Origin of the sequence: Micromonospora sp. NPDC051543, assembly GCF_044454415.1 — a bacterium.
Classification (GTDB): domain Bacteria; phylum Actinomycetota; class Actinomycetes; order Mycobacteriales; family Micromonosporaceae; genus Micromonospora.
In genome coordinates, this window is sequence record NZ_JBITDT010000001.1 from 63,716 (window position 1) to 76,387 (window position 12,672).

Annotated in this window: 10 protein-coding genes and 1 tRNA gene; 9 read left to right on the forward strand and 2 right to left on the reverse strand. The window is 72.7% G+C overall.

Annotated elements, in window-relative coordinates; translation table 11 throughout:
• Window positions 1-67: 67 nt before the first annotated feature.
• Window positions 68-970, forward strand: coding sequence for an SDR family oxidoreductase (locus ACIA3K_RS00310; RefSeq protein WP_396798040.1), 903 nt, complete (start codon window positions 68-70; stop codon window positions 968-970).
• Window positions 971-986: 16 nt separating this feature from the next.
• Here ACIA3K_RS00310 and ACIA3K_RS00315 read toward each other — a convergent pair whose 3' ends face one another.
• Together ACIA3K_RS00315 and ACIA3K_RS00320 are read right to left on the reverse strand one after the other, a co-directional pair.
• Entirely contained in the window at window positions 987-1,646 is a 660-nt protein-coding gene (locus ACIA3K_RS00315; RefSeq protein WP_396798042.1) for a nucleotidyl transferase AbiEii/AbiGii toxin family protein, read from the reverse strand.
• Complete coding sequence (locus ACIA3K_RS00320) at window positions 1,643-1,984, reverse strand: hypothetical protein (protein ID WP_396798044.1); 342 nt, start codon at window positions 1,982-1,984, stop codon at window positions 1,643-1,645. The genes ACIA3K_RS00315 and ACIA3K_RS00320 overlap by 4 nt, the downstream gene beginning before the upstream one ends.
• Window positions 1,985-2,118: 134 nt before the next feature.
• On the opposite strand from ACIA3K_RS00320, the gene ACIA3K_RS00325 reads away from it, so the two are divergent.
• The 8 genes from ACIA3K_RS00325 (at window position 2,119) to selB (ending at window position 12,224) form a co-directional block, all read left to right on the forward strand.
• Window positions 2,119-3,111, forward strand: a complete 993-nt coding sequence (locus ACIA3K_RS00325; protein WP_396798046.1) for an RNA polymerase subunit sigma-70 — start codon at window positions 2,119-2,121, stop codon at window positions 3,109-3,111.
• A complete protein-coding gene (locus ACIA3K_RS00330; protein WP_396798047.1) occupies window positions 3,108-3,539 on the forward strand; it encodes a DUF6069 family protein in 432 nt (143 codons plus the stop codon). The genes ACIA3K_RS00325 and ACIA3K_RS00330 overlap by 4 nt, the downstream gene beginning before the upstream one ends.
• Before the next feature lie 61 nt (window positions 3,540-3,600).
• Window positions 3,601-6,873, forward strand: coding sequence for a formate dehydrogenase (gene fdh, locus ACIA3K_RS00335; protein ID WP_396798049.1), 3,273 nt, complete (start codon window positions 3,601-3,603; stop codon window positions 6,871-6,873).
• Window positions 6,866-7,825 (forward strand): 4Fe-4S dicluster domain-containing protein, encoded by a 960-nt coding sequence (locus ACIA3K_RS00340; RefSeq protein ID WP_396798777.1) that lies wholly within the window; start codon window positions 6,866-6,868, stop codon window positions 7,823-7,825. Before fdh ends, ACIA3K_RS00340 begins: the two co-directional genes overlap by 8 nt.
• Before the next feature lie 185 nt (window positions 7,826-8,010).
• Entirely contained in the window at window positions 8,011-9,012 is a 1,002-nt protein-coding gene (nrfD, locus tag ACIA3K_RS00345) for an NrfD/PsrC family molybdoenzyme membrane anchor subunit (RefSeq protein ID WP_396798778.1), read from the forward strand.
• Window positions 9,013-9,046: 34 nt separating this feature from the next.
• Window positions 9,047-9,142: transfer RNA gene (locus ACIA3K_RS00350), tRNA-Sec, on the forward strand.
• A gap of 20 nt (window positions 9,143-9,162) precedes the next feature.
• Entirely contained in the window at window positions 9,163-10,467 is a 1,305-nt protein-coding gene (gene selA / locus ACIA3K_RS00355; RefSeq protein ID WP_396798051.1) for an L-seryl-tRNA(Sec) selenium transferase, read from the forward strand.
• Between the two features lie 2 nt (window positions 10,468-10,469).
• On the forward strand, window positions 10,470-12,224 hold the full coding sequence (gene selB / locus ACIA3K_RS00360) for a selenocysteine-specific translation elongation factor (RefSeq protein ID WP_396798052.1): 1,755 nt from the start codon (window positions 10,470-10,472) through the stop codon (window positions 12,222-12,224).
• The last annotated feature ends 448 nt before the right edge of the window (window positions 12,225-12,672 follow it).

The following is a 12,672-nucleotide window of genomic DNA, read 5'->3' on the forward strand; positions in this document are numbered from 1 at the left end:
CAGCCCCGGTTTCCGCAGTACGACGCCGGGTAGGGCGGTACCGGAAACCCAGCGCGAGGAGATCCCGGTGAACCAGGACCAGCACACGCAGCAGGACCCGACCAGCCAGTACGGCCAGCAGTCCGGTCAGCCCGGCCAGCAGCAGTCGCCGCCGGGCTCGACGGCGGGGATGACGCCGAGGCCGGACCACGGGGAGGAGTCGTACCGGGGCAGCGGCAAGCTCGACGGCAAGCGGGCGTTGATCACCGGCGGTGACTCGGGGATCGGCCGGGCCGTGGCGCTCGCGTTCGCGCGGGAGGGCGCCGACGTGCTCATCGCGTACCTCGGCGAGGAGGAGGACGCCGACGCCCGCGAGACGGTCCGGCTCGTCGAGGAGGCCGGTCGCAAGGGGATCGCGGTACGCGGCGACATCCGCGACGAGGCGCACTGCCAGGAGCTCGTCGACCGGACGGTGCGCGACCTGGGCGGCATCGACGTCCTGGTGAACAACGCGGCCTACCAGATGTCGCAGGACAAGGGCATCCTCGGCATCAGCACCGAGCAGTTCGACCGGGTCCTCAAGACCAACCTGTACGCGATGTTCTGGCTCTGCAAGTTCGCCATCCCGCACCTGTCCGAGGGGTCGGCGATCATCAACACGGCGTCGATCCAGGCGTTCGACCCGTCGCCGCAGTTGCTGGACTACGCCACCACCAAGGCGGGGATCGCCAACTTCACCAAGGCACTGGCGGCCGATCTGGCGGAGCAGGGCATCCGGGTGAACGCGGTGGCGCCCGGCCCGGTCTGGACGCCGTTGATCCCGGCCACCATGCCGAAGGAGAAGGTCGAGCAGTTCGGCACGGACACCCCGGAGGGCCGGCCCGGGCAGCCGGCGGAGCTGGCCCCGGCGTACGTCTTCTTCGCCTCGCAGGAGTCCAGCTACGTCACGGGCGAGATCCTGGGGGTCACCGGCGGCCGACCGACGAAGTGACGCCGAGGAACCGGTCTCAGCGGGGCCAGGCGGCGAAGCGTCGGCGTACCCGGGCGACGTCGTCCGGGCTCAGGCCGTAGCGGCCGAAACGGGTTTCGGACAGCCGGTCGAGGTAGCGCCCGGCGGCGCGGACGTCGTCCGGGTCGAGCGCGGGGTCGACCTGCCGGGCCAGCACCAGCAGCTGCGTCACGTCGTAGTGCTCGAGCGCCGCCGCGACGTCGATGAAGTCGCGGACCTCCCGCCGGTTGACCAGTGCGGCGATCTTGTTGGCGACCAGGTCGCGGACGTCCATCACCGGGCCGAGGTCCATCACCACGGGGCTCTGCTGTCGATCGAGTCGAGCCAGGCTGAGTCGGATCTGCCGTCCGTCGCGGCTCACCACGAAGTCCTTCATGTCCCGGCCGTACCCGTCGAACAGGTCGGCCAGGTCGCTGTCCGGGTCGGCGTCGCTGACGATGAACCCGGCGCGCTCCAGCGCGGCGCGTACCCCGGCGGAGGCCGCGGCGGCGGCGCCCTCCACGTCGGCGAAGAGGTCCACGTCCTCGGTGGGCCGGGCCACCAGGCCGTGCGCGGCCCAGGCCACTCCGCCGCCGAGCACGAACCGGTACGGCCCGGCGGCGGTCAACGCCACCCGGGCCACCTCCCGGTAGAAGTCGTGCAGGTGTGGTGCGATCACGCCGCGCGCAGGCCGCGGTGCCGGCTCTCCCAGGCCAGGCGGACGCCCCGGGGCAGGTTGAGCAGCCGCCACACCCGCCGCAGCGTGCGGCCGTTGATGAGGGTGCGCAGGTCGTCGGCGCTGGCCGTCTCGCGCAGCACGTTCTCGTACATCCAGAGCAGCTGGTCGGGGTCGCCGAGGTCGAAGGTGCGCTCGGCGTTCCACATCAACCGCACCGGCAGTTCGACGACGCCCCGGGTGGGGCCGGCCAGCTCGGTGAGCGTGCGCGCCACGACGGCCGGGCGACCCGGGCGGGCCAGGAAGGCCACGCCGGTCGCGGGGGGCGAGACGGCCTGCATGGTGTCAGGGTAACGCCCGTCGGTGCGGGTGTCGCCAAGGTACGTCCGGACGCGCGGTCGGGCGGGGTGATGAGTTCTCGTGCCCGGACCCGTCATAGGTGTGACGGGACACGACGAGACGGGAGCAGGACGTGATGGGTACGGACACGCGGAGCGAGGGCGCGGGCGCTCTGGCCGGGGCCGACGAGAGCACCTTCGCGGGGTTGGCGCAGCGGCACCGGCGGGAGTTGCACGTGCACTGCTACCGGATGCTCGGGTCGTTCGAGGACGCCGAGGACACCGTGCAGGAGACGTTCCTGCGGGCCTGGCGGCGGCGGGAGACGTTCGAGGGCCGGTCGACGGTGCGGGCCTGGTTGTACCGGATCGCCACGAACGCCTGCCTGGACCTGTTGGCCAGGTGCCGCCCGGAGCCGGCCCGGGGTGGTGAGGTGCGGTGGTTGCAGCCGTACCCGGACCGGCTGCTCGACGAGCTGCCGGCGGGCGACGCGGACGAGCCGGAGGCGGTCGCTGTCGCGCGGGAGACGATCGAGTTGGCGTACGTGGTGGCGGTGCAGCACCTCGCGCCGCGTCCCCGGGCCGTGTTGATCCTGCGGGACGTGCTCGGCTGGCCCGCGAAGGACGTCGCTGAGCTGCTCGGGGACTCGGTGAACTCGGTGAACAGCGCGCTGCAACGGGCCCGGGCCGGCATGCGGGAGCACCTGCCCGCCGAGCGGCAGGACTGGACCGGCGGTGAGCAGGACGCCGGGACGCGCGAGCTGGTGCGGCACTTCACCGAGGCGAGCGTGGCCACGGACATCGGCCGGCTCACCACGATGTTGCGCGCGGACGTGCGCTGTTCGATGCCGCCGACGCCGGGTCTGCGGGTGGGTCGGGACGCGGTGGTGAACGACTGGATCGCGGACGGTTTCGAGGGGATGACGGGCCTGCGCGGCGTCGCCACCTCGGTGAACCGGCAGCCCGCCGTCGCGTTCTACCACTGGCGGGAGGCCGAGGGCGCGTACCTGCCGTTGACTCTCGACGTCCTGCGTGTCTCCGGTGGAGCGATCACCGAGATCGTCACCTTCCACGCCGACCAGTTCCCGCGGCAGGGGCTGCCGGAGCGACTCGCGGCGGGGGGTGCGCGGTGACCGTCTCGGCCCCGACTCGTCACCCGCACCGACTCCTCGGCCTCGCGGGCGTCGGGCTGGCCGCGACCGCGGCGGCGATGGTGACCACGACCCTCGCCGCCGCGCTCGCCGGGGCCGCCGGTGTCGAGTTCGAGGTTCCCGACGGCGGCGAGACGATCCCGTTGGCGGGGTTCGCCGTGATGACCGGTGTCTTCTCGGTGGTGGGTGTCGTCATCGCCGTCGCCCTCGGCCGGTGGAGCGCGCGTCCGGCTGAGGGGTTCCTGTGGACGGCGGTGGTGCTGACCGCGATCTCGCTGGTTCCGCCCTTCGTGTGCGGGGCGACGCCGGCCACCGTTGGCGCGCTCGTCGTGCTGCACCTCGTAGCCGCGGCGGTGATGATCCCGGCGCTGACGTGGCGCCTGGGCCGGCTGGGCTGTTCCCCCGATTAGCGAAGACTCCTCATCTGACCTATGTTCGGGGGGTCGCGCGCACGCGAGGGAGGTGTCGGGGATGGGTCTGCGGACGTTCATCGAGGGTTGGCCGGTGTATCGCCAGCTCACCGGCACGGACCCGTTGGGCCGGGGCGCCGCCGCGAAGTCAGCGCGGTCGGCCGCTCTGACGGCGCGTACCGAGACCGCCGATTCGGTGGCGCGGTCGGTGTGTCCGTACTGCGCGGTGGGGTGCGGTCAGCGGGTCTTCGTCGCCGACGGCCAGGTCACGCAGATCGAGGGTGATCCGGACAGTCCGATCTCGCGGGGCCGCCTGTGTCCCAAGGGCGCGGCGAGCAAGAGCCTGGTGACGAGTCCGCTGCGGCAGATGACGGTCCGCTACCGCCGGCCGTACTCCACCCAGTGGGAAGACCTCGACCTCGACACGGCCGTCGACATGATCGCCGATCGGATCCTCGCGGCGCGCGCGGAGACCTGGGAGGACCGCGACGCCGAGGGCCGGCCGCTCAACCGGACGCTGGGGATCTCCAGTCTGGGTGGGGCGACGCTGGACAACGAGGAGAACTACCTCATCAAGAAGTTGTTCACCGCGATGGGGGCGTTGCAGATCGAGAATCAGGCGCGTATTTGACACTCCGCCACCGTCCCCGGTCTGGGGGCCAGCTTCGGTCGTGGCGGTGCGACGGACTTCCAGCAGGACATCGCCAACGCTGACGTCATCGTCATCCAGGGCTCCAACATGGCCGAGGCGCATCCGGTCGGGTTCCAGTGGGTGATGGAGGCCAAGCGGCGGGGAGCGAAGGTGTTCCACGTCGACCCGCGGTTCACCCGGACCAGCGCGCTGGCGGACGCGTACCTGCCGATCCGGGCCGGGACCGACATCGCGCTGCTGGGTGGGGTGATCCGTTACATCCTCGACAACGAGCTGGACTTCCGTGAGTACGTCCTCGCCTACACCAACGCGGCGACGATCGTCAGCGACCGGTTCAGCGACACCGAGGACGGCGACGGGTTCTTCTCCGGCTTCGATGCCGAGACCGGCAGCTACGTGCAGGACAGCTGGCAGTACGAGGGGCACGAGGACTCCTCGGGCAGCGGACACACCGCGAAGGAGCGGGACACCGCCGCCGGGTTGGAGCACGAGTCGCACGGCGCGGAGGTGGGCGGGCAGACCCAGCGGGACGAGACGTTGCAGCACCCCCGCTGCGTCTACCAGATCCTCAAGCGGCACTACGCCCGCTACACCCCCGAGATGGTCGAGCGGGTCTGCGGCATTCCCCAGGACAAGTTCCTGGAACTGGCGCGGGAGTGGACGGAGAACTCCGGCCGGGAACGCACCGGCATGCTCATCTACTCGGTGGGCTGGACGCAGCACAGCGTCGGCGTGCAGTACATCCGCGCCGGGGCCATCATCCAGCTGCTCCTGGGCAACATGGGTCGGCCCGGGGGCGGGGTCATGGCGTTGCGCGGGCACGCCAGCATCCAGGGCTCGACCGACATCCCGACCCTGTTCAACCTGCTGCCCGGCTACCTGCCCATGCCCCATCACGCCGACCACCCCACCTTCGACGAGTGGGTGGACAGCATCCGGCACCCCGGGCAGAAGGGCTTCTGGGGCAACGCCCGGTCGTTCGCGACCAGCCTGCTCAAGGCGTACTGGGGGGACGCCGCGACGCCGGAGAACGACTTCGGCTACGGCTACCTGCCCCGGATGACCGGCGACCACGGCACCTACCAGCAGGTCCTCAACATGATCGACGGGAGGATCAAGGGGTACTTCCTGCTCGGCCAGAACCCGGCCGTCGGGTCCGCGCACGGCCGAGCCCAACGTCTCGGCATGGCGAACCTCGACTGGCTGGTCGTGCGGGACCTGTTCATGATCGAGAGCGCGACCTTCTGGAAGAACGGCCCCGAGGTGGCCACCGGCGAGATCGTGCCCGAGGAGTGCCGCACCGAGGTGTTCTTCCTCCCCGCCGCGTCGCATGTGGAGAAGGAGGGCACCTTCACGCAGACGCAGCGGCTGTTGCAGTGGCGGGAGAAGGCCGTCGAGCCGCCGGGCGACGCCCGCTCCGAGCTGTGGTTCTTCTACCACCTGGGCCGCAGGCTGCGGGAGAAGCTGGCCGGCTCGTCGTTGCCGCGCGACCGGGCGCTGCTCGACCTCACCTGGGACTACCCCACGCACGGTCCGCACGCGGAGCCCAGCGCCGAGTCGGTGCTGCGCGAGATCAACGGGTACGACGTGACGACCGGCCAGCCGCTGTCCAGTTTCGCCGAGGCCCGCGACGACGGCTCCACGGCCGTCGGCTGCTGGATCTACACGGGCGTGTACGCCGACGGCGTCAACCAGGCCGCCCGCCGCAAGTCCCGGCATGAGCAGGACTGGGTGGCCGCCGAGTGGGGCTGGGCGTGGCCGGCGAACCGGCGCATCCTCTACAACCGCGCCTCGGCCGACCCGGACGGCAACCCGTGGAGCGAACGCAAGCGGTACATCTGGTGGGACCCGGAGAAATCCGAGTGGACCGGCCACGACGTGCCGGACTTCGAGAAGACCAAGCCGCCGTCGTACCGGCCGCCGGCCGGCGCGTCCGGCCCGGAGGGGATCGCCGGTGACGACCCGTTCGTCATGCAGGGCGACGGCAAGGGTTGGCTGTACGCGCCCAGCGGCGTCCTGGACGGCCCGCTGCCCACCCACTACGAGCCGGTCGAGTCGCCGGTGCGCAACCCGCTCTACCGCCAGCAGGCCAACCCGACCCGCAAGTCGTACGCGCACTCGGTGAACTCGGTGAACCCGAGCCCGCCGCAGGAGCACAGTCAGGTCTTCCCGTACATCTTCACGGTCAGCCGGCTCACCGAGCACCACACCGCCGGTGGGATGAGCCGGACGGTACGGCCCCTCGCCGAGTTGCAGCCGGAGATGTTCGTCGAGGTGTCGCCGGAGTTGGCCGCCGAAACCGGGTTGGCGCACCTCGGGTGGGCGCACCTGGTCAGCGGTCGGGCGGTGATCGAGGCGAAGGTGCTGGTCACCGACCGGCTCACTCCGTTGCGGGTGGACGGTCGGGTCATCCATCAGGTGTGGCTGCCGTACCACTTCGGGTTCGAGGGTCTGGTCACCGGCGACTCGGCCAACGACCTGTTCGGCATCACCCTCGACCCCAACGTCCTCATCCAGGAGAGCAAGATCGGTACCTGCGACGTACGGCCCGGCCGTCGGCCCACCGGGGCCGCGCTGCTCGACCTGGTCGCCGACTACCAGCGGCGGGCCGGGATCACCCCGGGTGGGCACGCGCCGGCCGTCACCACCGACCAGGACGGGAAGGGCAGCGGTGATTCCTGACCCGAACAGCCTCTACGGACCGCTCGATCCGGCGTCGGACGCGGGTTACGTGGACGCGCCGCAGCGGATGGGGTTCTTCACCGATACGAGTGTGTGTATCGGGTGTAAGGCGTGTGAGGTGGCGTGCAAGGAGTGGAACGACGTTCCGGGAAGTGGTCTGGATCTGTTGGGGATGTCGTACGACAACACGGGTGCGTTGACGGCGAACTCGTGGCGGCATGTGGCGTTCGTGGAGCAGCCCCGCCCGGCGGGGCCGACCGACACCGGCCCGACCGACACCGGCCCGACCGACACCGGCCCGACCGACACCGGCGCGCAGCCGCAGTTCCTGGGTATGCCGGGTGCGCGGCCGCCGGGGCGGGACAGCGGTGTGGAGAGTCGGAGTGATTTTCGGTGGTTGATGATGTCGGATGTGTGTAAGCACTGCACGCATGCGGCTTGTTTGGACGTCTGTCCGACGGGGTCGTTGTTCCGGACGGAGTTCGGGTCGGTGGTGGTGCAGGAGGACATCTGTAATGGGTGTGGGTACTGCATTTCGGCGTGTCCGTATGGGGTGATCGATCAGCGTCGGGGTGATGGTCGGGCGTGGAAGTGCACGTTGTGTTATGACCGGTTGGGTGTGGGGATGACGCCGGCGTGTGCGCAGGCGTGTCCGACGGAGTCGATTCAGTACGGGCCGCTTGAGGAGTTGCGGGAGCGGGCGGCGGCGCGGGTGGCGACGTTGCACGGTCGGGGCGTGCCGGAGGCCCGCTTGTACGGGCATGATCCGGGCGATGGTGTGGGTGGTGACGGGGCGTTCTTCCTGCTGCTCGACGAGCCGGAGGTGTACGGGTTGCCGCCGGACCCGGTGGTGACCACCCGGGACCTACCGGCCATGTGGAAGCGCGCCGGTCTTGCCGCCCTGACGATGGCCGCCGTCACGGTGGGCGCGTTCCTGGGTAGGCGACCGTGACCGAAGCGACGCCACCCGTGGGCGACCGGTTCCGCCGGTTCCGCGACCGACTGGCCGCCGCGAGCCTCGACCTACCGTCCCAGAGGCAGGCGGACGACGGCACCGATGTGGCCGTGCCGGCCCGCGCCGACGAGGATCGGACGCCGCAGACCCACGAGGATCGGACGCCGCGACCCCGGGAGAACGTGGCGCGGCGTTCCCGGCGTGGTCGTCGCGGTGGCGGCGAGGAGCTGCGGGTCCCCGAGGCCGAGTTCACCTCCTACTACGGCCGCCCCATCCTCAAGGCCCCGGTGTGGAAGTGGGACATCGCCGCGTACCTGTTCACCGGCGGTCTGGCCGCCGGCTCGTCGCTGCTGGCCGCCGGTGGTCAACTCACCCGCCGCCCGGTGCTGCGTCGCGCCGGCCGGGTCACCGCGCTGGGGGCCGTCAGCGCCAGCGCGGTCTTCCTCATCCGGGACCTGGGCCGGCCGGAGCGGTTCCACCACATGCTGCGGGTGGCGAAGCTGACCTCGCCCATGTCGGTGGGCACCTGGATCCTCAGCGCGTTCGGGCCGGCCGCCGGGGTGGCGGCGATCGCCGAGACCGCCGACTGGCTGCCCCGGCGCGGCCCGCTCGGGTTGGTCGGTCGGGCGCTGCCGCCGGCCGGGCACGCCGCCGGGCTGGTCGCCGCCGTCACCGCGCCCGCCCTGGCCACGTACACCGGGGTCCTGCTCGCCGACACGGCGGTGCCGTCGTGGCATGAGGCGTACCCCGAGCTGCCGGTCATCTTCGCGGGCAGCGCGCTGGCCAGCGGCGCGGGCGTGGGTCTGCTCGCCGCGCCGCCGTCGCAGGCCGGGCCGGCCCGCCGGATGGCGGTGGCCGGCGCGGCCCTGGAGTTGTACGGCGCGCACCGTGTGGAGACGCGTCTCGGGCTGCTCAGCGAGCCCTACCGGTCGGGTCGGCCGGGCCGGCTGTTGCGCGCCGGTCGGCTGCTGACGATCGCCGGGGCGGCCGGGGCGCTGCTGGGCCGGCGCAGTCGCGCCGTCGGGGCGTTGTCCGGGGCCGCGCTGCTGGGCGCGTCGGTCGCCACGCGGTTCGGCATCTTCTACGGCGGCGTCGCGTCCGCCCGCGACCCCCGCTACACCGTCGTGCCGCAACGCGAGCGGGTGAACGCCCGGCGGACCGAGGTGGATCCGGCGACTGACTGAGCGGTCGCACCAGCGTTGTGATCGAATGTGCGACGGAGGCGTTCAGGCGGCTGGTGCCCCTCCCGGTCTTCAAAACCGGTGTGGTCCGGGACCCGGGCCAGGCGGGTTCGATTCCCGTCCGTCTCCGCCAACGGCGGCAGGAGTGACGTGATGCGTGACGGCAGCGAGGACCCGCGACGTCGGGTGCCCCGCACCGACACCCTCCTCGCCGACCCGCAGCTGGCGGCGGCCATCGCGACCCTCGGGCGCGAGCGGGTCAAGGCCGCCGTCGTGCAGGCGCAGACGCGGGCCCGCCGTGGTGAGATCGCCCCCGACGAGGTGCGGGACGCCTCCGTCGCCGGGTTGCCCGCGCCGGGTCCCCGCGCGGTGCTCAACGCCACCGGCGTCGTGCTGCACACCAACCTGGGCCGGGCGGCGCTGTCGCCGGCAGCCGTCGCGGCGGTCGTCGCGGCCGCCGGGCACACCGACGTCGAGCTGGACCTGCACACCGGGCGGCGGGCCCGCCGGGGCCGCGACGCCCTCGACGCGCTCGCCGCCGCCGTGCCCGACGCCGACGCCGTGCACGTGGTCAACAACGGCGCCGCCGCGCTGGTGCTGGCGGCCGAGGCGTTGGCCGCCGGCCGGGAGATCGTGGTCAGCCGCGGCGAGCTCGTCGAGATCGGCGACGGCTTCCGCCTACCGGACCTGCTGGAGAGCACCGGCGCGCGACTGCGCGAGGTGGGCACCACCAACCGCACGACGCTCGACGACTACGCCGCCGCCGTCGGCCCGCAGACCGGGTTCGTGCTGAAGGTCCACCCGTCGAACTTCCAGGTCACCGGCTTCACCTCGGCCGTGCCGGTGCGCCAACTGGCCACCCTCGACGTGCCGGTGGTCGCCGACATCGGCTCCGGGCTGCTCGCACCGGATCCGTTGCTGCCCGACGAGCCGGACGCGGCCAGCACCCTGCGCGCCGGCGCGGCCCTGGTCACGGCGAGCGGCGACAAACTGCTCGGCGGCCCGCAGGCCGGCCTGCTGCTCGGCGACGCGGCGCTCGTCGAACGACTGCGCCGCCACCCGCTGGCCCGCGCGCTGCGCGTCGACAAGCTCACCCTGGCGGCGTTGGCCGCCACCCTGCACCGGCCGGACACTCCGACGCGGACCGCGTTGCACGCCGATCCGGCCGTCCTGCGCCGCCGGGTGGAGCTGCTGCGCGACCGGCTCGGCGCGGACGGACGCAAGGCGGAGGTCGTGGAGGCGGTCGCCGTCGTCGGCGGTGGCGGCGCTCCCGGTGTCGAGCTGGAATCGTGGGCGCTGAGCCTGCCCGAGCGGTACGCCGTGCCGCTGCGCACCGGAGACCAGCCGGTGCTGGGTCGGGTGGTGCGGGGCCGGCTCCTGCTCGACCTGCGGAGCGTGCCCGTCGACGCCGACGACACGGTCCTGGCCGCCGTGCTGCGGGTACCCGGGGACGACTGAGCATGTTCGTCGTCGCCACCGCCGGGCACGTCGACCACGGCAAGTCGACCCTGGTCCGGGCGTTGACCGGGATGGAACCCGACCGGTGGGCCGAGGAACGCCGTCGGGGCATGACCATCGACCTGGGGTTCGCCTGGACGACGTTGCCGTCCGGCGGCACGATCGCCTTCGTCGACGTACCCGGGCACGAGCGGTTCGTGCCGAACATGCTCGCGGGGGTCGGCCCGGTGCCGGCCGCGCTGATCGTGGTCGCCGCCGACGAGGGGTGGATGCCGCAGTCCGCGGAGCACCTGGCCGCGCTCGACGCGCTCGGCGTCGGGTACGGCCTGCTGGTGGTGACCCGCGCGGACCTCGCCGACCCGGGGCCGGCGACGGAGCACGCCCGGGCCGAGATCGCGGCGAGCAGCCTCGGCGCGGTGGAGACGGTGGCGGTCAGCGGATTGACCGGCGCCGGGCTGCCGCAGTTGCGGGCCGCGCTGGACCGGCTCGTCGCGCGGCTGCCCGACCCCGTCGCGGACGCGCCGGTGCGTCTCTGGGTGGACCGCAGCTTCACCGTGCGGGGCAGCGGCACCGTCGTCACCGGAACGCTGGGCGCCGGCCGGCTGCGGGTCGGGGACACCCTGGAACTGGCCGGCGTCGACGAGCCGGTCCGGGTCCGTGGCCTGCACTGCCTGGGCGAGGCCCGACCGGAGGCGTCGGCCGTGGCCCGGGTGGCGGTCAACCTGCGGGGTACGCCCCGCGACCGGCTCGGCCGTGGCGACGCGCTGCTCACCCCGGGACGTTTCCACCGCACCGACCTCGTCGACGTGCGGCTCACCGGCGACCCCGCCGCCGACCTGCCGGCCACCCTCACCCTGCACGTCGGGTCGGCGGCCGTGCCGGTGCGGGTCCGGCCGCTCGGCGTGGACACCGTCCGCCTCCGGTTGGCCCGCCCGCTGCCGTTGCTGGTCGGCGACCGGGCGCTACTGCGTGACCCCGGCCGTCATCACGTTGCCGGTGGCGTACGGGTCCTCGACGTCGCGCCGCCGCCGCTGTCCCGCCGGGGCGCGGCGGCCGCCCGCGCGGCGGTCCTCGCCGAGCTGGACGGTCGTCCCGACCTGGCCGGCGAGCTGCGCCGCCGTCGCCTGGTCCGGGCCGGTGCGCTGCGGCGCATGGGGGTGCCGGTGCAGGCCACACCGGTGGCCGGTGACTGGCTGGCCGACCCGGGGCACTGGCGGCAGCTCGGCGACCAGGTGACCGAGGAGGTCACCCGCTACGCCCGGGAGCACCCGTTGGAGGCGGGCATGCCGGTGGACGCGCTGCGGCAGCGTCTCGCCCTGCCCGACCGGGCGCTGGTCGAGGCGCTGGTGCGTCCGCCGCTGCGGGTGCACGGTGGCCGGATCGGCACGGCCGCCGTCGACACCCTGCCCGAGCCGGTGGCGCGGGCCGTGCAGCGGGTTCGCGCCGAGTACGCCGACCGGCCGTTCCGCGCCCCGGAGGCGGACCTCCTCGTCGAACTGGGCCTGGGACCCCGGGAGATCGGCGCGGCGGTACGCGCCGGCGCGCTGCTGCGGCTGGCCGACACCGTGGTGCTGCTGCCCGACGCGCTCGACGCGGCGGTCACCGTCCTCGCCCGCCTGCCCCAGCCGTTCACCCTGTCGGCGGCCCGGCAGGCGCTGGACACCACCCGACGGGTGGCGGTGCCGCTGCTGGAACTGCTGGACCGGCGTGGCGCCACCCGCCGGCTGCCCGACGACGCGCGGGTCGTCGTCACCTGATGACCTGTGTCGCGACTGTTGGTGACGCCACAAAGGCAGGAGTCGGTCGTTACCCTGCGTGTCGCCGGTGGATCACAGCCCGCCGACCTGCACCTCCTCTTCACTGCCTTTGCTCTGCTTCAACAGAGGAAACAGGCACGTAGGGTCACCTTGGTGGGTCCTGGGTGTGAGACGCGCTCAGCAAGTTTTCCCAGCCTGAGGCTGGTGTTTCCTCCGCTTCAGCAGAGCAAAGGGGCCGCAGAGGGGGTTGAGGGCCGGCTGGAGACAGACGCTGCGTAGCCGAGCGACGTTCGGCGCGGATCATGACAATGGGTGACGTTGGAGGCGCACGCGCCGGGTGGCCGGCGAGGTGCCCGGCGAGGATGGATGACGATGTGCGGCCCGGGCCAGGGGCTGACGGGATTGCGTCCGGTGGCGTGGCCTGTGCTCGGTGCCGTGGTGGTGCCGG